Genomic DNA, 19720 nt, shown 5'->3' with positions numbered 1-19720 from the left:
GGATTGGTCCAAAGCGCGTTGCGTCTCAGTGCTTCAGGTGGATCGTCACCCAGCCTTCGCGATGCAGGGTCCTGACATGCCGGAAATTCTGGCCGACATAGGCCGAGATCACCGCATTGCATTGGCGCTCGAGGATGCCGGACAACACGATCGAGCCGCCGAGGCTGATGTGCCTGGCCATCTCAGGCGCCAGCCGCATCAGCGGCCGCGCCAATATGTTGGCGACGATGAGGTCGAAAGGCGCGCGCTTGCCGAAGATCGGGTGGTGGAAGCCGGGCGCCGTCACCGTTTCAACCAGCGCCTTGACGTGGTTGAGGCGGGCATTGGCGGCGGCGACCCTGACGGCGATCGGATCGATGTCGGTCGCCAGCACCGGAATATGCGCCAGTTTGGCGACGGCGATTGCCAGCACCGCGCTGCCGGTGCCGAGGTCGAGGGCATTCCTGGGACGTTCGCGGCGCACGACCCGTTCCAGCATTTCGAGGCAGCCGGCCGTGGTGCCGTGATGGCCGGTGCCGAAGGCAAGGCCGGCCTCGATCTCGATGGCGAGTTCGCCGCTGTGGCGCTTCCGGCGGTCATGCGCGCCATGGACGAAGAAACGTCCGGCGCGCACCGGCTTCAGTCCCTCCAGCGAGCGCGCCACCCAGTCGATGTCGGGCAAAACCTCGCGCTCGATCGGCTTCGACAGGGACAGTCCCACAAGGCTGTCTTTTAGCCGCGCCTCAACCGCGTCGACATTGCCGTCGGTGTAGAGCGAAACCTCATAGATGTCGCGGTCTTCATCGACTTCGAGCACGGCGATCGGCAGGCCTTCATCCTCGAAAGCCGGCTCGAGCGCGGCAAATATGCGGTCGGCCTCGATCTTCCCAGCGATGAAGTGGAGCCTGGTCTGACCCATCAGTTGGTCTCTTGCTTGAGCATGATCTCTGGACAACACTTTTCTGTCCGAGAAAACCGGATTCCACATTTAGGGATCATGCCTAGCCTGCTGCCAGCCGCTTCAGCTTGGCAATCGCGGTATCGGCGCTTTCGCCATAGGCGATGGTGCCCGAAAACTCGCCCTTGGCATTGAGCAGCAGCGCCGAGGCGGTGTGGTCCATCGTATAATCGCCGTCGCCGGTGTCGACCTTCTTCCAGTAGATGTTGAAGGACTTCGCCATGGCGTGCACCTTGTCGGGATCGCCCGATATGCCGACGATGCGGTCGGAGAAATTGCTGACGTAAGTGTTCATCACAGGCGGCGTGTCGCGCTCTGGATCGACGGTAACGAAGTAGGCGTTGAGGTTCTTGCCGTCGTCGCCCAGCGTCTTCAGCCAGCCGGCCATTTCGAACAAAGTGGTCGGGCAGACTTCCGGGCAATGGGTGAAGCCGAAGAAGACGATGCTGGGTTTTCCCCGGAAGGCGGCTTCGGTGATTGGCGCGCCTTTCTGGTCGACCAGCGTGAATGGCGCGCCATACGGTTCGCCACCATAGTGGCCGCGATAGAAGTCAAAGGTGAGCCAGCCGATGCCCGCCGCCATCAGAACGAGAATGCCGACCAGAATTGAACGCATCATCAGGAATTGTCCGTAGCAGAAATCATCGAGCGCCGGATCGGCGCCTCTCTGCCGGCAGTCTTAGCCGGTCGCAGGGGGCAAGGCAAAGATGCCGCGTTGCCGCAACCGGGCTGGGCGCTACCTTGCAAACAGCTGGCCCTTATCCCACCTGAGACCGGCAAACTGAACCTGAGGAGGCTCCCTTGCAAAGACGGACTGGGCAGAGACGGATTGGGCAGAAACTGATCGGCGGCGCGCTGGCCGCATGCATTGCCCTTGGCGCCGGTGCCGCAGCGGCAGAGGAAGTCGGCAAGGTCGGCGTCGATTGGGTCGGCAACGACATCATCGTCGAGGCGATCAAGGATCCCAAGATCGACGGCGTGACCTGCCATGTCTCCTATTTCGACCGCAGCGTCATCGACCGGCTGCACAAGGGCAACTGGTTCGAGGATCCGTCTGATTCCTCGATCTCCTGCCGCCAGACCGGGCCGATCACCATCGGCGACATCGACATGAGCGAGGGCGGCGAAGAGGTGTTCAAGCAAGGCATCAGCCTGATCTGGAAGAAGCAGGTGGTGAACCGCATCTACGACAAGAAGAACGAGACGCTGATCTATCTCTCGCATTCGCGCCAAGTGCAGGACGGCTCGGCGAAAATGTCGGTGACGACCGTGCCGCTGTTCGGCCAGAACGTGGTGTGGACCGGCGGCAAGCCGAAATAACGATCCTCCGGGCGCAACGCGACAATTGCTTCCGCAATTGCGCGGGGGTAAATCCGCCAGATGGACCGTACCGAAAACCTCGTCCTGAAAGATCCCGAGCCGCGCATCCATTCGACCGCGGAGCTGAAAGCGTGCAAGCTTGGCCGCTATGCCTCGATCGGCGAACGGGTGGTGCTGCGCGAGGTCAATGTCGGCGATTTCTCCTATTTCGAGCGCCACGCCGAGGCGATCTACACGACGATCGGAAAATTCTGCTCGATCGCCGCCAACAGCCGCATCAATGCCTTGGAGCATCCGATCGAGCGGATCACGCAGCACAAGCTCAGCTACCGGCCGAACGAGTATTTCCGCTGGCTGGGCGTCGACGCGGCGTTCCGCGCGCGGCGGCAGGCCAAGGCGGTCGGCATCGGCAATGATGTCTGGATCGGCCATGGCGCCGTCATCATGCCCGAGATCAGCATCGGCAATGGCGCCATCATCGGCGCCAATTCGGTGGTGACGCGGGATGTGCCGGCCTACACAATCGTCGCCGGCGTACCGGCGAAGCCGTTGCGCATGCGCTTTCCCTCCGAGATCGCGGCGCGGATCGAAAGCCTTGCCTGGTGGGACTGGCCGCCGGAGAAACTCGCCAAAGCGGTTCCCGACATGCAGGCCTTGCCGATTGAGGATTTCCTCGATCGTTGGGAGCAAGAGCATTCCTGAGAGCTCGCCGCGCGTGCGCGGTTTCATCGACTGGCTGGCCGAAATCCTGGCGCCAAAATTCTGAACGGCACGTGTCGGGAAGAGTTCCGCCGGTCTGCGGCAACGCAACGGACCCCTTCCGCCATGCGGGGGTGGCGCAGCGGAAGGGGCTTGGAGACAAATCCGCCGTGAAGCGGAACGAACAGGTTTTGGCCTGCATGGTGACTAATGGCAACAAACCGATAAGGCGGCTTTTCACGGCGCTGCGCCTTTGGCGTGCATACAATTGCACCAGCGATGCCCTCTGCGACAGGGAACCGGAAGCGGCTGCCGGTTGTTTATTGTTGGAGCGATGAATGCGGCCTTGGTCAGCTCGTCGCGCTTTGAACGGTTGAGGATGTGAATGATCGAAAAGCTGTTTACCAGAATCGCCAACACCGTTTCGCACTTGGCGGGCCTGCCGCCGACTTTCATCGCCTGTTGCGCCATCGTTATCGTCTGGGCGGTAAGCGGGCCATTCTTCGGCTTCTCCGATACGTGGCAGCTCGTCATCAACACGGGAACGACGATCATCACCTTTCTGATGGTGTTCCTGATTCAGAACACCCAGAACCGCGACGGCGCCGCGGTTCAGGCCAAGCTCGACGAACTGATCCGCGTCAGCGAGGGCCACAATCATTTCATCGGCATCGAGCACCTGACCGAATCCGAGGTCGAGGAGATCAGAGACAAATGCGAGCGGGCGGCAAAACGCCATGACCACGAGCTCGCCGAACTGGCGGGCAAGAAGGCCGTCGCGCAAAAGCGCACCGCGAAAAAACGCGCGCCCGCCTGAGTCTCGGCTTTGGCTGAGTTCGACGATCAGTTTCCCATAAAGGCCGCGAAAGCGTCCTTATGGTCGGGGTGCCAGCGCGAGAGAGCAGGCCGGTTCTCGATGATGTCGCCGATCGCCCAGGCCATGCGCTTTTCATCGGTCGGCCGCATCACCTCATTGTCGGGGCACAGGATGTAGAAGTCCCCGCGCGCCAGCGAAGCCAGCATGAAGTCGACCACCTGCTCGCCGGTCCAGGCGCCAGCGGGTTTTTCGACCGCTCCTTCGGTGAGGCCGGTGAAGGTGAAGCCGGGAATGAGAAGATGCGCCGCGACCTTCGCGCCCGGCTCGTTGCGCAATGCGTGCGCCAGGCCTTCGGTGAACGTCTTCAATGCCGATTTGGATACGTTGTAGGCGAGATTGCCGGGTGGCGTGGTGATGCCTTGCTTGGAGCCGGTGTTGATGATCAGGCCCGGCTCTCCGGAGGCCAGCATGGCCGGCGCAAAGGCCTCGACGCCATGTACGACGCCCCAGAAATTGATGTCGATCAGCCGCTTCCAGGCGTCGCCGTTCTCCCACGGTTTTCCCGGATTGTTGCCGACGCCGGCATTGTTCATCAGCAGCGATACGGCGCCGAAAGCGGCATGCGTCTTTTCCGCCAGCCGGCCGAGTTCGTCGGCCTTCGAGACGTCTGTGGCGACCGCAAGCACGGCATTCTCGCCGGCGATCGCGGCGACTGCCTGGCGGGCCGCATCGAGGCGCGCGCCGCCAATGTCGGCCAGCACCAGTCTCATGCCCATAGCCGCCAGCCTTTTGGCGGCGGCAAGCCCGATGCCGCTGGCGCCCCCGGTGATGACGGCGACGTTGCCTCGGCTGAGGGCGGGCAAAGCGGATTGGATTTCGGCGTCGGAGGTCATGATCTTTTTCCTAGGGTTCGGGTGGCGCCGAACTTAGCGCGGGACGCGCATCGTGCAAGGCCGTCCCGCGTGTTCGGGTTGACCGCATCAACGGCGGCTGTGCATGCTGCGGCTGAACAGGAGACTGCCGATTGACCGACTGGGTTGCGATCCTGAAGGAGCAGACCGCCACCGGCGACCAGATGGGCCGCGAGGTGCCACAGATGCTTGCCAATCCGGACATAAGCGAAGCGCAGGTGAAGACCTTGTTTTCGGCACTCGAAAAACAGGCCGAGTTCGTCGAGAAATTGCGCATGGCGCTGGAAAAATTCGGCCATGATTTTTCGATCATCAAGGCGGCCGAGCGGCTGGAGGAGCGCTATGCCGACCTAGCCGCGTCGGTTGCCGAAAAGCTGAAGGCGATGCGCAAGTAGAGGCGTCCTACGCTACTTTTCCAGCACCCGCGAAAAACGCGTGTCCGGAACGAACCAGACGGCGGCCACCAGCACGAAGATCGCAACGCCGATCCATTGGTTGACGAAGGCAAGCGGGACGGCGGCGGCGTAGAGGGCCACCGAGATCTTGCCCTTGCGGTCATTGCCCAGCGCCTTGGCGAAGGCGGTGTCGTTGCCGTGCAAATGGTGCAGCTTGGTGGCGAGAAAGGTGTAGGCGACCGCGCACAGCACCAGGTCGATGCCATAGACGGCGACGGGGACCGGCGCGAAATGGTTCTCGCCCATGAAGGCCGTCGTCGCCGGCATCAGCGACAACCAGAACAGAAGGTTGAGGTTGGCCCACAGCACGCGGCCGTCGACCCTTTGGACGGTGTGGAACATGTTGTGCAGATTGTTCCAGTAGATACCGACATTGATGAACGACAAGACATAGCTGAAAAAGATCGGCCACAGCGGCAGAAGCGCTGAAAAATCCTCCCCATGGGGCACTTTCAGCTCCAGCACCATGATGGTGATGATGATGGCGACCACCCCATCGGTGAATGCCTCGACTCTACCTTTTCCCATGGATTCTCCTTCTCGATGGAAAGACGTTAAGCGAGGATTTCGGGCAAGACCATCCTGACAAGGTTGTCAGGATGAAGTTCGGCGCGTGGAACGGCCATCCTTACATGGACGTTGGGGCGCAATTGGGCGTTGGGCGATTGGCCGGAGGTTGCCATGACCAGCTATGCCGAGACCATAACGCGCGACAACGGACTCGATGGCCGGCCCGCGATGGCCGCGGTTGCCGCCATGATCGCCGCTCTGTTCGCCGGCAGCACGGTGCTGACGCCGCTTTACGTCATCTACAAGCAGGCCTTCGGTTTCTCGCAGATCACGCTGACGCTGGTCTACGCCGTCTATGTCGTCGGCAATCTCGGCGCATTGCTGATGTTCGGGCGCTTGTCCGACGGCATTGGCCGCCGTCCTGCGGCGCTGGCGTCGATGGCCATAGCGGTGGTCAGCGCGCTGGTGTTCCTGTTGGCCGAGAACGTCGCATGGCTCGATGTCGCCCGCATATTGAGCGGCCTTGGCATCGGCGTCGGCGCGGGAACCGGCACGGCCTGGCTTGCCGAATTGATCGAGGGTAAGGACAAATCGCGCGCGGCAATCATCGCCACCAGCACCAACTTCGTTGGCCTTGGCCTCGGCGCGCTGGCATCGGGCCTGCTCGCCGAATATGCGCCCTGGCCGTTGAGACTAACGTTTGCGGTCTATCTTGCCTTGCTCGTGGTGGTGACGCTGTTGATCTGGCGCACCAGGGAAACCGTTTCGCGGCCGGGAAGGCTGGCCGACGTTTCGCTGCGGCCGCGGCTGTCGGTGCCCGCTGATATCCGCGCCGCTTTCGTGGCGCCGGCCTTCACCGGCTTCGGCGCCATGGCGCTGGTCGGCTTCTATGCAGCCCTGGCGCCGAGCATCCTGGCGCAGCAGCTGCATGTGGCCAACCATGCCGAGGCCGGCGGGCTGTTCTTTGAACTGTCGATCGTTGCGGCCGCGACCATTCTGGCCACGACCCGACTGTCCAGCCGCGCCGGCATGCTGGCCGCGCTGGCGCTGATGATCCCGGCCGTAGGGCTGATGGTTGCTGCTCAGTTTTTCGCCTCGATGTCCCTGATGGTTGCCGCCACCGCTGTGTGCGGCGTGGCGGCGGCGCTCGGCTATCGCGGCGGCCTGCAGGTGGTGAACCAGATCGCACCTGCCGAGCGTCGCGCCGAATTGGTGTCGGCGTTCTTTATCTGCTGCTTCTGCGGCAATGCGCTGCCGGTGATCGGCATTGGGCTGCTGTCGAGTTGGACCACTCCGACGACGGCAAGCCTGGCCTTCGCCGGCATGATCACGCTGTTCTCTGTCGTAGCGCTGGGGTTCGGCGTCAAATACGCGCGCTGAGCCTCACCCGTTTGGCGTCTCGGGCGCCATGTTTGCCCGTCCGCGCGGGATGCCGAGGCCGGTGTCGGGCGGCTCGCCGGCGGCCGGCCGGTCCTCGATCATGTGCATGGTGCGCCAGCGGCCGAAGCGATAATAGGCGGCGGCCAGCACCAGCGAGGTGATCGATCCCGCCGGAAAACTCCACCACAGCGCTTCCTCGCCGATGTAGCTCCTGAAGAAGTAGGCAAAGCCGGTACGCACGACCAGCACGGAAATCACCAGAATGATCAGCGGCGGCATCACGGCACCGGTGGCGCGCACGGTGGCGAACAGCACGATGGTGACGCCGAACAGGATGAACGACCAGGACGCCACCTTGTTGATGTGGGCTGCAATGTCGATTGCGGTGCTGTCGCCGCTAAGGAACAGGCCGAGCACCGGCCTGTCGAAGAAGAACAGCAGCGCCACCAGGGCGCCGGTGAGCACCAGGTTGAAGCCGACGCCGGACGCCGCGATGCGACCGATGCGGTCCCACCGCCCTGCGCCGACATTCTGGGCCGCCATCGACGAGACTGCGGCGCCGATCGCCAGCGCAGGCATCTGGATATAGGTCCACAGCTGCGCCGCGATGCCGTAGGCGGCGGCGACCTGCGAGCCGTAGGAGTTGACGATGCCCATGACGGTCAGCGCCGCCGCCGAAATGACGATCATCTGCAGGCCCATCGGCACGCCCTTGAAGACGACGATCCTGAGCAGCGCCGGATCCGGCCGCAGCAGAGCGAGGTTGGCGCCGGCGAGCCGCAGCGGATGCTTTCTGGCATAAAGCACGACGAGGATGGCGATCACGCTCACTGTCTGGCCGATCAGCGTCGAGGTGGCGGAGCCGGCGATGCCGAGCTCGGGGAAGGGGCCGATGCCGCGAATGAGCAGCGGATTGAGGATGATGTCGAGCACGACGGCGAGCGCCATGAAGAAGAATGGCGTGCGCGAATCACCCGCACCGCGCAGCACCGTCATGACGAAGGACAGAAGATTCATCATCGGCACGGCGACGAAGATGATACGCAGATAGGAGCGCGCCAGCGGCAGCGCATCGGGCGGGGTGCCCAGTGTGTTGAGGATGGCGTCGACCCAGATCCAGCCGCAGACGGCGAAGATAGCCGAGACGAGGAAGAAGAAGCTGGCGCTGGTGCCGACGATGCGCCGCGCCTCGGGCAGGTCGCGGGCGCCGACCGATTGCGCCACCAGGATGGTGGCGGCCATGCCGATGCCGAATACGGTGCCAAGAATCAGGAACAGAACCAGATTGGCGTTGGAGGTGGCGGTCAGCGCCGATTCACCGAGGAAGCGGCCGACCCAGACAGCGTTGATCGAACCGTTGAGCGACTGCAGCACATTGGAGCCGAGCACCGGCAGAGCGAACAAAAGCAGCGTGCGCGGAATCGGGCCGCTGGTCAGGTCGCCGGTGCGCCGGCGCGGTGGTATTTTTTCGTCCATGGGCTGTTCGGCGAAGGTTCATCTCAAAGTCCGCCCGGCAATGATCGCCGATTTGACGGACAAGGTCGATGCGGCATTGGAACATGCCACCTGGCGGCTTCAAGCTAATCAGTTCTCAAAACATTCGGAATGGGATATGGGTCGTCGCCGCGTGGGGTCGCATATCCTGTTGGATATGATGAATAGGCTGGGGGGATCATGTCCGACAATCCGCTTTTTTCCGAGCGCCTGAACCGGCGCGCGTTTCTTGGAATATCCGCTTTGGGTGCCGCTTCCATGGCGCTTTCAGCCTGCACCACGACCGACGTCGTGGTGCCGCCAACGCCCGCTCCGGCGCCCGAACCGGCTCTGGGCGATGCCGCCACCATGTATTCGGCGCGCGTCGATGAGGGCTTTTCATTGCCGGCAATCCCCGTGGCCAAGCTCGATCCGAAGTTCGTGCGCCAGATCGTGGACGATCCGACCGGCGAAAAACCCGGCACGATCGTCGTCGATACATCCGAGCATTTTCTCTATCTGGTGCGCGACGGCGGCAAGGCAATGCGCTATGGCGTCAGCCTCGGCAAGGCCGGGTTTGGCTGGACCGGCAGCGCCGTGATCCAGGCGCGCAAGAAATGGCCGGTGTGGACGCCGCCGCCCGAAATGATCCAGCGCCGGCCGGAACTGGCGAAATATAAGGACGGCATGCCGCCGGGACCGCAGAGCCCGCTCGGCGCGCGTGCGCTCTATCTGTTCCGCGACGGCAAGGACACGATGTACCGGCTGCACGGCACGCCGGAATGGGATTCCATCGGCAAGAACGCGTCGTCGGGCTGCGTGCGCTTCATGAACCAGGACATTATCGACCTCTACAGCCGGGTCAACGGCGTAGCCCAGGTCTATGTGCGCCCGAACCTGTCGGCCGCAGGCAAGATCATGGCCGTGTCGAGCCGGACCGCCGAGCCGATCGATGCCGGCGTGCCAAGGGATGCGGAGATTTTGAAATAGGTGCCTTCACGGCATCGCTGATCGCCGACAAACGTTTAGAGGCGGACGCGCCGGGCGCGTCCGCCTTTCCGTAAACGGCTACTTCTTGGCGAGGCCCGGAAGCGTGACCTGATAGACCAGGAACATGGTGTCGACATCGGCGCCGTCGTCGGCCTTGTAGGGCGCGCCGACCTGAAAACCGTCTTGGGTGAGAAAGTCGTTATCGTTGCCGACGAACAGGAAATAGTCGTCGGGCAGCGCCGGATCGAGCAGGCTGACCACAGACATTGCTTCCCACTTCTCCGAGAGATTGTTCTTGTCGTTCGGCTTGCCGTCATGCAGGCCGAAACGGCCGAGTTCCTTGTTGTCGTTGATGTCAATGAACGGCGTCAGCTTGGCCGGGGTCACCGAGGGGTCGAGCACGCCCTTGGGCGCCAGCGGCTTGTCGGCGGCATCGAAGGCGCCGCCGGCAATGTCGGTGGCGCCAGAGACGTCGACGACGAAAATCTGGCGCAGCAGCGAAGTATCGCCCTTCACCCCCTGGCCGTTTCCGCTGTCGCGCGCCAGCATCAGGAAGGTCTTGTCGGACAGCGCCACGATTTCGCTCTGCGCGGCGACCTTGGTCTTGTCCTTGGCGTCCTTGAACACCGGCAGCGGCACGGCATATTCATGCACCAGCTTGAGATGGGCCGGGTCGGAGGCGTCGTAGACCAGCGCGCGGGTGTTCTGGCGCGTCGCGGGCGAATCGCCGCCATCCTGGCGGGGCGCCGACTGCAGCACAGTGATCAGCGACTTGCCGTCCGGCGTCAGCGCCATGCCTTCGAGGCCTTGATTGTTCTGGCGGCCGGTTTCGGGATCCTTCGGATCGGGTTCGGCTGCACCGGGGCCCGGATTGTCGGAGGCGAAGTTCGGCGCGCCCTTGCGCATCGGCACCAAAGCGGCGGGCGGCTGCGTTGCCGACAACAGATGGCCGTCGGCCGAGAAGCGGTAGATGTTGGGGCCGTATTCGTCAGAGATGAACATGGTGCCGTCGGGCAGCCGCGCGATCGCCTCATTGTCGAGCGCCAGCTTGCCATTGGCCTCGGGCAGGATCGGCAGGTCGCCATTGGCCGCGCGCACGCCGTTGAGCGGATCGAGGCCGGTGGCGTCAGCGCCCTTGTCGTCGGTGAGGAGCAGGGAATCGGCAAGCGTCGCCTTGACGCCTGTCTGTTCCTGGCCGGAGGTGGGCGTGGCGCCTAGTGCGGCCGGCGTGAACTCGATGCGAATAGTGTTGAGGCGCGGCCGGTAGTCGGTGGTGCCGACGACATTGTAGCCGCGGTCGGGCAGCAACCAGAGCGAGCCCTTGTAGCCGTCCGCGCCACGGGTCCAGCTTGCGGCGTCGATCGACATGCCGGAGCCGGAGCCGAAGGTCTCGCCGAACTTGTCCTTCTGATCGGCCGGGATGCGGCCGACGCCGACCAGGCCCTTGTTGACGAAGCCACCAACGGTGGCTGTGCTGTCGGCAAGGGCAGGGGTCAGGGCGGTAAACAGCGCCAGCGCGGCGCCGAGCGACACGGTTCGGTGCGAGATTTTCATGGAGATCCTCTTTGTGACAAGCCTTGAGCGGCGCAAAGGGGCCACCGCATCGCATCGACGATGTCGCCCTCTCGCAAAGCGGTCTAGGACGCGAACATGATACTTGCGTGACAGAGCGGGCCTCTTCCTTCTCCCTTGTGGGAGAAGGGAGAGACGCACTATCAATCGCTGTCGCGCGCGATCAGCTCCAGCGGCCAGACTTCGCGGATGATGCGCGGACCTTCCGGGCCGGCAAAGGCGGGAAGCGAGGCCAGCAGCATTTCGGCCAGCCGCCGGCCCATCGGCTCCAGCGACGGACGGAAGGCGGTCAGCGCCGGTGAAAAGTAGCGGCAGAGCGGCGTGTCGACGATGACGATCACCGCGATGTCGTGGCCGGGCCTGATGCCCATCTCGGCCAGTGCCTTGCAGCCGCCGAGCGCCATTGCGTCATTGTTGAAGATGATGGCTGTGGGCCGGTCCTTGGAGAGCATCACGCGCGGCGTCACCTGGTAGCCGCCTGCCTCGTTGATGAAGCCGTCGGCGATCAGGCCGGGGTCGACTTCGATGCCATGCCGCTCCAGCCCCTTGCGGTAGCCGTCGAGGAAAAGGTAGCCGAAGTTGAGATCAAGCGAAGGGCGGATGGCGGCAATGCGGCGGTGGCCGCGCGCGACCAGCCGGTCGACGGCTTCATCACCCGCCCTCTCGAAATCTATATCGAGCGAAGGATAGGTGTCGTCGCCGGATTGACTTCGGCCAAGCGTGGCGAAGGGAAAGCCGGCCTTGCTGAGATAGTCGATCCGATCGTCTTCCCGCCGTGTATTGGCCAACACGACCGCGTCGGCCCGGCGCGTCTCAACCACGCGGCGCAGCCTCTCCTGCTGATATTGGCCGGGCTCGCCCATGACGACCATCAGATCCAGGTCATCCTCGGCCAGCCGGCCCTGCAGACCGATCAGGAACGGGATGAAGAACGGTTCGCCATATTGCTGGTCGCCCGGATGCGGCTGCAGCATGAAGGCGATCGAATGGGTGGTGCCTTGCCGCAGGCTGCGGCCGGACTGGTTGGGCGAATAGTTCAATTGCTTGGCGGCGGCGAGCACGCGCTGGCGGGTGTCGGCATTGACGTCGGCGCGGCCGTTCAACGCCCGCGACACGGTGCCGATCGAAATGTTCAGGTGACGCGCGAGGTCATGGATGCTGGACGCCAAGGACAGTTCTCCCCCTGTCTTGGCTAGCACCGGCTGCCGCCCAGGCCAAGGCTTCGGGATGATTTTCGCTGACAGCCGATTGACATTCTACGCCATCGGGTGTGTTCTCGTAAACGTTTACGGAGAAACGTTTACGGTGATGCCGGAAATGCCGTGACATTCGGTCTGGAGGGACCGGACGGGAGGAATGCCGGATGATGAATGCCGTCCTCGTCGGCTGTGGTGCGATGAGCAAGGCCTGGCTCGATGCCGCGAGGCAGATCGACGGGCTGGCCATTGTTGGCCTTGTCGATCTCGACGCCGAACGGGCGAAGGCGAGGGCGCACGAATACGGGCTCGACGGCGCGGTCATCGGCACCAGCCTCGACGCGGTGCTCGACCAGACCAGGCCCGACGCGGTGTTCGATGTCGTGGTTCCAGCCGCCCGGCGTGATGTCGCCTTTGCCGCCTTTGCCCATAATTGCCATCTGCTGACGGAAAAGCCGCTGGCCGATACTCCGGAAAATGCGCGCGCCATCGTCGATGCGGCGCGTAACGCGGGGCGCGTCCATGCGGTCGTGCAGAACCGCCGCTACGTCGCCAATGTCCGGCGCATCAGGCGCTTTCTCGACTCCGGCGCCATCGGCAAGCCGACCAGCATCCATGCCGACTTCTTCGTCGCGCCGCATTTCGGCGGCTTTCGCGAGGAGATGGCCCATGTGCTCTTGCTCGACATGGCGATCCACACATTCGACGCCGCCCGCTACATGGTCGCAGGCGATCCCGCCGGTGTCTTTTGCCAGGAATGGGAGCCGGCCAATTCCTGGTACCGGCAGGGATCGTCGGCCAGCGCTATCTTCGATCTCGGTGGCGGCAAGCGCTTCACCTATGCAGGCTCCTGGTGCGCGGCGGGCTTCCGCACCAGTTGGGAGAGCACATGGCGCATCGTCGCCGAGCACGGCAGCCTGCTCTGGGACGGCGAGGACGGGCTGAAGGCCGAGGTTGTGTTGTCGGTCCGCGACGGCCTGTTCGACCTGACCCAACCCATCACAGTGCCGCCGCTCGATCCCGCCGACCGCATCGGCGGTCATCTCGGCATCATCAAGGATTTCATCCACGCCATCGAGACCGGCAGCGAGCCGGAAACGCGTGGCAGCGACAACATCAAAAGCCTGGCCATGGTTTTTGGCGCCATCGAAAGCGCCGAGACCGGACGGCGCGTCGCAATCACACAGGAAGCATCATGATGCCAAACCCGCTTCTCGACATCCGGATCGGCACCATGGTGCGGGCCAATCTCGAAGACCCGGCCGCCTACATCAAAGAGATTCTGCCGCTCGGCTTCGAGAGCATCCAGCCCTTCTTCTGGCAGACGCTGGGCGGCAAGGATTTGCCGCGGCTCGCCGGCGAGATTCGCGAGGCGATCGGCGATGCCGATGTCGTCGTGTCGTCGATCGGTGTGTTCGGCAATCCGCTGGAGGACGGCGAGGTCGATCGCGGCGTGCTCGCGGCCTGGGAAACGGTGATCGACAATGCGCATCTGTTCGGCGCCTCGACGGTCAGCGGCTTCACCGGCCGCCTGCGTGGCAAGAAGCTGACCGACAGCCTGCCGCGCTTCCGTGAGGTCTGGGGGCCGCTGGCCAAACGCGCCGCCGACAAGGGCGTGCGCATTGCCTTCGAAAATTGCGCCATGGACGGCAACTGGGCGGCCGGCGACTGGAACATCGCCCACAATCCGGACGCCTGGGAGCTGATGTTCAACGAATTGCCCGACGAGAACCTCGGCCTGGAATGGGAGCCCTGCCATCAGCTGGTCTATCTCATCGACCCGATACCGCAGATCCGCAAATGGGCGCCGCGCATCTTCCATGTCCACGGCAAGGACGCGACGGTGCGCTGGGATGTCATCGGCGAGCACGGCGTGTTCGGCAAGCTGCCCTTCGTGCAGATGCGCACACCCGGTTTTGGCGACAGCGACTGGACGCGGGTGATCAGCGAATTGCGGCTGGCCGGTTACAAGGGCGCCATCGACATCGAGGGCTGGCACGACCCGGTCTATCGCGGCGACCTCGAAATCACAGGCCAGGTGCGCGGGCTGGAATACCTCAAGCAATGCCGGGGAGGAGCGACCTACCTGCCGAACCCAGCGTGACCGAGGGCCGGTGGGAGGAGCCGGCCTGACAGATTGCCAAGCACTGCCGACAAGCACTGCCGAAAAGCGAACGACGAACCCCTCGGCTCACCGAGGACAAAAGGGAGGAACGTGCATGAGCATCGCAATGAGAACGACACTTCTGCGCTCGACCGTCGTGGCCGCCGCCACGGCGCTGTGCGCTGCCATCTCCACTCTGCCGGCGCAGGCGCTCGACGCCCAGTGGTGCAAGGATGTCCACATCCGCTTTTTCGTCGGCGGCGCCGAGGGCGACGCTTTCGGCACCATCGTCTACAATGGCGCCAAGCAGGCGGCGTCCGATCTCGGGCCGAAGGTCGACTACATCTTCTCGCAGTGGGACGTCGAGAAGATGGTGCAGCAATTGCGTGAGGCCGTCGCCGTGAAGCCAAACGGCATTGCCATGATGGGCCATCCGGGCGACGCCGCGATCATGCCGCTGGCCGAACAGGCGCATAAGGACGGCATCAAGATGATGTACCAGAACGTGCCGGTGCCGAAGGTGGTGGACGCGTTCGGCGGCGGCTATGTCGGCGCCCAGCAGGAGCAGCAGGGCCGCGCGCTCGGCGTCGAAGCGTTCAAGCTCGGCAATCTCAAGTCCGGCGACAAGGCGATCATGATCGGCCCGTTCGAGAACGAGGCCCGCGGCGCGCGCGAGCGCGGCACGGTGGCAGCACTCAAGGAAGCCGGCGTCGAGGTCATCCAGCTGTCGTCGCCGCCGAGCGGCGAATGGGCGTCCGACCCCAATCTGGCGATACCGGTGATCACCGCGGCCCTGCTCAACAATCCCGACGTCAAGGCGGTCGGCTATCCCGGCGGCCAGATGCTGGGCAACGTCGCCACCTACATGCAGGCGGCGGGACGCAAGCCCGGCGACATCTTCAACTTCGGCTTCGATACCAGCCCGCAGATCGTCGAGGCGTTCAAGGGCGGCTGGGTGCAGCTGACGGCTGATCAGCAGCCGTTTCTGCAAGGCTATCTGCCGATCCTCAGCCTTTGCCAGCAGGTGGTGCTGGGCCTGGCGCCGATGAATGTCGACACCGGGGCGGGCTTCGTCACGCCGCAGAATTACGAGATCGTCGCCGAGCTCGCCAAGCAGGCGCTGCGCTGACCTCCCAAACTGCCGGCTGGGCGCAAGCCCGGCCGGCAGGACCGCCGGCACCAGGCCGGGATGATACCACAGGAGCGAGGATCGCCATGGCCGAACGCATCATCGAACTGCGCGACATCAGCAAATCCTATGGCCAGGTCTATGCGCTGGGCGGGGTCAATCTCTCGGTCGACCGCGGCGAGGTGGTTGGCTTGATCGGTGACAATGGCGCCGGCAAATCGACGCTGATCAAGATCCTGTCCGGCGTCGTCAAGCCGACCAGCGGCGAGATCCTGGTGCGCGGCAAGCCGGTGACCGGCTGGAGTGCGGCACGCTCGCGCGACGCCGGCATCGAGACGGTTTTCCAGGACCGGGCGCTGGCCGTGCAGCAGACCATCGTGCGCAACATCTTCATGGGCCGCGAACTCACCGGCTTCATGGGCTTTCTGAAGGTCAATAAAGAGATAGAGGAGGCGAGCCGGCTGATGCGCGAGATCGGCTTTACCTCGAAGGTGTTCACGCCGCATTCGATCGTCGGCCAGCTCTCCGGCGGCGAACGCCAGGGCGTGGCGATCGCGCGCGCCATCTACAAGCAGGCCGAGCTGATCATCCTTGACGAGCCGACGACGGCGCTGTCGCTGACCGAGACCGCCAAGGTCTTCCATTTCGTGCGCCAGGTGCGGGCGAGCGGCCGTTCGATCCTGTTCATCGGCCACAACATCCACCATGTCTTCGACATCGCCGACCGCTTCGTGGTGATTGACCGCGGCAAGGTGGCGCTGACCGCCGATCGCACCGAGGTCAAGTCGGCCGAAGAGCTGATCAATTTCATGGAAGACGTTGCGCATCCCGGAGGATTGCCGGGGCTGCACGAGGCCGGCGACGCGGAGAGGGCAGCACGATGAGCAAGACCATGGAACCCGATCTGCAGAGCCCGCTCGGCGGCAAGGCGGCCCGGCCTGAGTGGAAGCACCCGTCCGACCATTGGCTGCGCGGTTTCGTCATCGACAACCGCGCAGCGCTCGGCACGCTCGCCGTGTTCATCATCATGATGGCGGCGTTCCTGATCGCCAACCCGACCGTGTTCACCACCTGGTATCTCTACAGATCCGTGCTGACCACGCTGCCCGTTGCGCTGTTCGTGGTGGTGCCGCTGGTCTTCGTCGTCACCTGTGGCGAGATCGACCTGTCGTTTCCCGCAACCATGGGCTTTGCCTCCTGGGTGTTCGCGCTGGTGGTGCAGGCCGGCTATGATCCGTTTCTCGGCATCGCTGCCGCACTCATCACCGGCACGCTGCTCGGCTTCCTCGTTGGGTCGCTCGTCGTTTATGGCGGGCTGTCGTCGCTGATCGCCACGCTCGGCATGAATTTCCTGCTGCGTGGGCTGATCCAGATCATCAACGAGGGCAGATCGACGGCATTGACCGGTCTCAGCGACAGCTGGGCGTACACCATCTTCTCCGGTCAGGTGTGGGGTTTTCCGGTACAGGTCTTCTGGGCACTCGCCTTCGTCATTTTGTCGGCAATGCTCTACAACCGGCACCGCTTCGGCGCGCAGGTGAGGGTGGTCGGCGACAACCCCGACAGCGCCCAGCAAATGGGCATCGACGTCAAGCGCGTACGGGTGAAAGTTTTCATCTTCACCGGCATCGGGGCCGCGATCGCCGGTACGTTCTCGGTGATGATCAACTTCACCTGGTGGCCGACGGCCGGCGACGGCTATCTGCTGCCGGTGCTGGCGTCAGTGTTCGTCGGCGGCACGCCGACCTGGGGCGGCATCGGTACGGTTGCCGGCGGCGCCATCGGCGCGGTCACCGTGTCGTTCATCCAGACCGGCGTCGTGGCGGCGGGCTTGAGCGGCTTCTACGTCCAGTTCTTCAACGGCCTGATCATCATCCTGTCGCTGCTGGGGCACAAGTGGAACCAGGCGCGGTACAGGTGAGGGGCGGGCTAAATTGACGGGGACGCTCATGTTGCGGACCGCATGCCCCGACGACTGGGCAGACGCCCGTCGCTTCGTCATTCTAGGGCGGAGCAGGAGCGAAGCTCCGTCGCGTAGACCCTGGAATCCATTCCGCGACCTTGGAGTGCAGCTGCGCAGGATTCCGCACCGTGGCAACGCGTTGAAGACGCGGGATGGATCCTCGGGTCTACGCTGCGTCGCTACGCTCCTTGCTCCGCCCGTGGATGACGAGGCGGGGAGGGCTCCGCCAGACTACAACAATGTGGTCGCTTGTAGGACAACAGGACAAGCGGGCGCTCACACCGCCGCGACGAACCCGTCCAGCACGCGTTTCTGGCCGGCCTTGTCGAAGTCGATGGTCAGCTTGTTGCCTTCGATGTTGGAGATGTTGCCGTTGCCGAATTTCTGGTGGAAGACGCGGTCGCCGACGCTGAAGGGCGACGGCGTGTCGGCGACGGATTTGGCGACCAGTTCGCCGTCAATGGTGCGGCCTTTGACGCTGGTTCGGCCGGCGCCGTAGCCGGAGTCGGTCTCGCCATAGCCGATGCGCTCGACCTGGTGGCCGGAGCGCGAACCCCAGTTGCGGTCGGTCGCTTCGGTGCGGTTGGCCTGGGCGCGCTGCCAGCCCGGCGTGGCATAGGTGTTGGAAAAGGCGCCGGATTTTTCCGCGCCGACATTGTCGAAGCGCGAGGCGCCGTAGGGGTTCTGCCGTCCTGCGCCCTGGCCGCCACGGCCGGACGCGAACGAACCGCCGCCATAGGTATTGCGGTAGCCGCCATAGGAGTTGCCGCTTTCGGCGACCTCGACATGGGCTTCCGGCAGTTCGTCCAGGAAGCGCGACGGGATGGTCGATTGCCACAGGCCGTGGATGCGGCGGTTGGAGACGAACCACAAATGCAGGTTCTTCTTGGCCCGGGTCAGGCCGACATAGGCGAGACGGCGCTCTTCCTCCAGGCCGGAGCGGCCGCCTTCGTCCAGCGCGCGCTGGTGCGGAAACAGGCCTTCCTCCCAGCCGGGGAGGAACACGGTCTCGAATTCGAGGCCCTTGGCCGAATGCAGCGTCATGATGTTGACGGCGTCAAGCTCGGCGTTCTGCTCGGCGTCCATGACCAGCGCGACATGCTCGAGGAAGGAGCGCAGCGATTCATACTCCTCCATCGAGCGGATCAGCTCTTTCAGGTTTTCCAGCCGGCCCGGCGCCTCGACCGAACGGTCGTTCTTCCACATGTCGGTGTAGCCGCTCTCCTCCAGAATGGTCTCGGCGAGCTCGGTGTGTGGCGTGGTTTCCAGCGCCTTCTGCCAGCGCTCGAAATTGGCCGCCACTTCGCGCAAGGCCGCGCGCGGCTTGGGCTTCAATTCATCGCTTTCGGCGAGCTTGGAGGCTGCCTCCAGCATCGGGATGCGCAACGCACGCGCCGTGTCGTGGATCTGGCGGATGGTGGCTTCACCCAGGCCGCGCTTGGGGACATTGACGATGCGCTCGAAGGCGAGGTCGTCGGCGCCCTGCGCGACGACGCGGAAGAAGGCCAGCGCATCGCGGATTTCCATGCGCTCATAAAAACGCGGGCCGCCGATGACGCGGTAATTGAGGCCGAGCGTGACGAAGCGGTCTTCGAATTCGCGCATCTGGAAGGAGGCGCGGACCAGGATGGCCATGTCGTTCAGCTTGTGCTTGGCACGCTGGTAGGTCTCGATGGTTTCGCCGACGGCGCGGGCTTCCTCCTCGGAATCCCAGGCGGCGTGAACATGCACCTTCTCGTCGTCCTCGGCGACCTTCTCGGTGAACAGCGTCTTGCCGAAGCGACCCTCATTGTGGGCGATGAGGTGCGAGGCGGTGCCGAGGATGTGCGCCGTCGAGCGGTAGTTGCGTTCCAGCCGGATGATGGTGGCGCCCGGGAAATCCTTGTCGAAGCGCAGGATGTTGTCGACCTCGGCGCCACGCCAGCCATAGATGGACTGGTCGTCGTCGCCGACGCAGCAAATATTCACGCTCACGGGCTGTTCCACGCCTGCCGGCGCGGGCCCTCCGCCCCCTCTTTTTTGCGCGCCTTCGGCGTCGCGGGAGTCGCCTCGCAACGGCTCGGACGCCCGGTCGGGCTTGCGGCCTTCGGCCGATCGCGCTTTACCCTCCCCTGGATGGGGAGGGTCGCCGCGAAGCGGCGGGGAGGGGTGACTGGCGCCGGCGCTGCCCCCCCCCCCCCCCGCCCGCCCCCGCCGGCGCCGCCCCCCCCCCCGGGGGGGGGGGGGGGTTTCGGGCCACGCCCCCCCCCCCCAAGAGAGGGGGG

At 64.2% G+C, this 19720-nt stretch carries 18 protein-coding genes and 1 pseudogene; 11 read left to right on the top strand and 8 right to left on the bottom strand.

Annotated features, from left to right (window positions below; all coding sequences use genetic code 11):
• Nucleotides 1–25: 25 nt before the first annotated feature.
• Nucleotides 26–898, bottom strand: a complete 873-nt coding sequence (locus NKI32_RS17715; RefSeq protein ID WP_023733063.1) for a 50S ribosomal protein L11 methyltransferase — start codon at nt 896–898, stop codon at nt 26–28.
• Between the two features lie 82 nt (nt 899–980).
• Complete coding sequence (locus NKI32_RS17710) at nt 981–1556, bottom strand: SCO family protein (RefSeq protein ID WP_023697009.1); 576 nt, start codon at nt 1554–1556, stop codon at nt 981–983.
• A gap of 182 nt (nt 1557–1738) precedes the next feature.
• Here NKI32_RS17710 and NKI32_RS17705 point away from each other — a divergent pair, with 182 nt between their 5' ends.
• From NKI32_RS17705 to NKI32_RS17695, 3 genes are all read left to right on the top strand, one after another.
• A complete protein-coding gene (locus tag NKI32_RS17705; RefSeq protein WP_023753104.1) occupies nt 1739–2257 on the top strand; it encodes a CreA family protein in 519 nt (172 codons plus the stop codon).
• 60 nt (nt 2258–2317) lie between these two features.
• Nucleotides 2318–2959 carry an LbetaH domain-containing protein gene (locus NKI32_RS17700; protein WP_023733062.1) on the top strand — a complete coding sequence of 214 codons (642 nt, stop codon included), beginning with the start codon at nt 2318–2320 and terminating at the stop codon, nt 2957–2959.
• A 382-nt stretch (nt 2960–3341) separates the two neighbouring features.
• Nucleotides 3342–3773: a low affinity iron permease family protein gene (locus NKI32_RS17695; RefSeq protein ID WP_023750938.1), complete on the top strand. Its 432-nt coding sequence runs from the start codon at nt 3342–3344 to the stop codon at nt 3771–3773.
• Between the two features lie 26 nt (nt 3774–3799).
• Here NKI32_RS17695 and NKI32_RS17690 read toward each other — a convergent pair whose 3' ends face one another.
• Complete coding sequence (locus NKI32_RS17690; RefSeq protein ID WP_023682121.1) at nt 3800–4666, bottom strand: SDR family NAD(P)-dependent oxidoreductase; 867 nt, start codon at nt 4664–4666, stop codon at nt 3800–3802.
• A gap of 131 nt (nt 4667–4797) precedes the next feature.
• Here NKI32_RS17690 and NKI32_RS17685 point away from each other — a divergent pair, with 131 nt between their 5' ends.
• A complete protein-coding gene (locus tag NKI32_RS17685; protein ID WP_023668298.1) occupies nt 4798–5079 on the top strand; it encodes a hypothetical protein in 282 nt (93 codons plus the stop codon).
• 12 nt (nt 5080–5091) lie between these two features.
• On the opposite strand, the gene NKI32_RS17680 is transcribed toward NKI32_RS17685, so the two are convergent.
• Nucleotides 5092–5667 carry a TMEM175 family protein gene (locus NKI32_RS17680; RefSeq protein ID WP_023682120.1) on the bottom strand — a complete coding sequence of 192 codons (576 nt, stop codon included), beginning with the start codon at nt 5665–5667 and terminating at the stop codon, nt 5092–5094.
• Nucleotides 5668–5820: 153 nt separating this feature from the next.
• On the opposite strand from NKI32_RS17680, the gene NKI32_RS17675 reads away from it, so the two are divergent.
• Nucleotides 5821–7029, top strand: a complete 1209-nt coding sequence (locus NKI32_RS17675; RefSeq protein ID WP_353003074.1) for an MFS transporter — start codon at nt 5821–5823, stop codon at nt 7027–7029.
• 3 nt (nt 7030–7032) lie between these two features.
• Here the strand turns inward: NKI32_RS17675 and NKI32_RS17670 are convergent, their stop codons facing one another.
• Complete coding sequence (locus NKI32_RS17670) at nt 7033–8505, bottom strand: MATE family efflux transporter (protein WP_023682118.1); 1473 nt, start codon at nt 8503–8505, stop codon at nt 7033–7035.
• Nucleotides 8506–8703: 198 nt separating this feature from the next.
• Here NKI32_RS17670 and NKI32_RS17665 point away from each other — a divergent pair, with 198 nt between their 5' ends.
• The gene (locus NKI32_RS17665; RefSeq protein ID WP_023668302.1) at nt 8704–9492 is read left to right on the top strand and encodes a L,D-transpeptidase; all 789 of its coding nucleotides are present in this window, start codon (nt 8704–8706) and stop codon (nt 9490–9492) included.
• A gap of 78 nt (nt 9493–9570) precedes the next feature.
• Here the strand turns inward: NKI32_RS17665 and NKI32_RS17660 are convergent, their stop codons facing one another.
• Nucleotides 9571–11046, bottom strand: coding sequence for an esterase-like activity of phytase family protein (locus tag NKI32_RS17660; protein WP_353003073.1), 1476 nt, complete (start codon nt 11044–11046; stop codon nt 9571–9573).
• 161 nt (nt 11047–11207) lie between these two features.
• Nucleotides 11208–12233, bottom strand: coding sequence for a LacI family DNA-binding transcriptional regulator (locus tag NKI32_RS17655; protein ID WP_023682116.1), 1026 nt, complete (start codon nt 12231–12233; stop codon nt 11208–11210).
• Between the two features lie 194 nt (nt 12234–12427).
• On the opposite strand from NKI32_RS17655, the gene NKI32_RS17650 reads away from it, so the two are divergent.
• From NKI32_RS17650 to NKI32_RS17630, 5 genes are all read left to right on the top strand, one after another.
• On the top strand, nt 12428–13459 hold the full coding sequence (locus NKI32_RS17650; RefSeq protein ID WP_352916285.1) for a Gfo/Idh/MocA family protein: 1032 nt from the start codon (nt 12428–12430) through the stop codon (nt 13457–13459).
• Nucleotides 13456–14364 (top strand): sugar phosphate isomerase/epimerase family protein, encoded by a 909-nt coding sequence (locus NKI32_RS17645; protein WP_353003072.1) that lies wholly within the window; start codon nt 13456–13458, stop codon nt 14362–14364. The genes NKI32_RS17650 and NKI32_RS17645 overlap by 4 nt, the downstream gene beginning before the upstream one ends.
• A 115-nt stretch (nt 14365–14479) precedes the next feature.
• Nucleotides 14480–15493: a substrate-binding domain-containing protein gene (locus NKI32_RS17640; RefSeq protein WP_352668030.1), complete on the top strand. Its 1014-nt coding sequence runs from the start codon at nt 14480–14482 to the stop codon at nt 15491–15493.
• 86 nt (nt 15494–15579) lie between these two features.
• A complete protein-coding gene (locus tag NKI32_RS17635; RefSeq protein WP_023668308.1) occupies nt 15580–16377 on the top strand; it encodes an ATP-binding cassette domain-containing protein in 798 nt (265 codons plus the stop codon).
• Entirely contained in the window at nt 16374–17414 is a 1041-nt protein-coding gene (locus tag NKI32_RS17630) for an ABC transporter permease (RefSeq protein WP_023746907.1), read from the top strand. Before NKI32_RS17635 ends, NKI32_RS17630 begins: the two co-directional genes overlap by 4 nt.
• A gap of 318 nt (nt 17415–17732) precedes the next feature.
• On the opposite strand, the pseudogene NKI32_RS17625 reads toward NKI32_RS17630, so the two are convergent.
• Nucleotides 17733–19427 (bottom strand): annotated as a pseudogene (locus tag NKI32_RS17625) (ATP-dependent helicase); the annotation flags it as partial.
• Nucleotides 19428–19720 lie beyond the last annotated feature (293 nt).

Origin of the sequence: Mesorhizobium sp. M0761, assembly GCF_040320205.1 — a bacterium.
GTDB lineage: Bacteria > Pseudomonadota > Alphaproteobacteria > Rhizobiales > Rhizobiaceae > Mesorhizobium.
Note: the sequence above shows the minus strand (reverse complement) of the source record. Positions and strands in the feature narration are given on the sequence as shown.

What these genes read in the sequence shown, in the direction of transcription:
- NKI32_RS17695 (WP_023750938.1), top strand. Translation starts at nt 3,342, where the DNA reads ATGATCGAAAAGCTGTTTACCAGAATCGCCAACACCGTTTCGCACTTG.
- NKI32_RS17710 (WP_023697009.1), bottom strand. Translation starts at nt 1,556, where the DNA reads ATGATGCGTTCAATTCTGGTCGGCATTCTCGTTCTGATGGCGGCGGGC.
- NKI32_RS17665 (WP_023668302.1), top strand. Translation starts at nt 8,704, where the DNA reads ATGTCCGACAATCCGCTTTTTTCCGAGCGCCTGAACCGGCGCGCGTTT.
- NKI32_RS17680 (WP_023682120.1), bottom strand. Translation starts at nt 5,667, where the DNA reads ATGGGAAAAGGTAGAGTCGAGGCATTCACCGATGGGGTGGTCGCCATC.
- NKI32_RS17630 (WP_023746907.1), top strand. Translation starts at nt 16,374, where the DNA reads ATGAGCAAGACCATGGAACCCGATCTGCAGAGCCCGCTCGGCGGCAAG.
- NKI32_RS17670 (WP_023682118.1), bottom strand. Translation starts at nt 8,505, where the DNA reads ATGGACGAAAAAATACCACCGCGCCGGCGCACCGGCGACCTGACCAGC.
- NKI32_RS17690 (WP_023682121.1), bottom strand. Translation starts at nt 4,666, where the DNA reads ATGACCTCCGACGCCGAAATCCAATCCGCTTTGCCCGCCCTCAGCCGA.
- NKI32_RS17675 (WP_353003074.1), top strand. Translation starts at nt 5,821, where the DNA reads ATGACCAGCTATGCCGAGACCATAACGCGCGACAACGGACTCGATGGC.
- NKI32_RS17700 (WP_023733062.1), top strand. Translation starts at nt 2,318, where the DNA reads ATGGACCGTACCGAAAACCTCGTCCTGAAAGATCCCGAGCCGCGCATC.
- NKI32_RS17660 (WP_353003073.1), bottom strand. Translation starts at nt 11,046, where the DNA reads ATGAAAATCTCGCACCGAACCGTGTCGCTCGGCGCCGCGCTGGCGCTG.
- NKI32_RS17640 (WP_352668030.1), top strand. Translation starts at nt 14,480, where the DNA reads ATGAGCATCGCAATGAGAACGACACTTCTGCGCTCGACCGTCGTGGCC.
- NKI32_RS17645 (WP_353003072.1), top strand. Translation starts at nt 13,456, where the DNA reads ATGATGCCAAACCCGCTTCTCGACATCCGGATCGGCACCATGGTGCGG.
- NKI32_RS17650 (WP_352916285.1), top strand. Translation starts at nt 12,428, where the DNA reads ATGATGAATGCCGTCCTCGTCGGCTGTGGTGCGATGAGCAAGGCCTGG.
- NKI32_RS17715 (WP_023733063.1), bottom strand. Translation starts at nt 898, where the DNA reads ATGGGTCAGACCAGGCTCCACTTCATCGCTGGGAAGATCGAGGCCGAC.
- NKI32_RS17635 (WP_023668308.1), top strand. Translation starts at nt 15,580, where the DNA reads ATGGCCGAACGCATCATCGAACTGCGCGACATCAGCAAATCCTATGGC.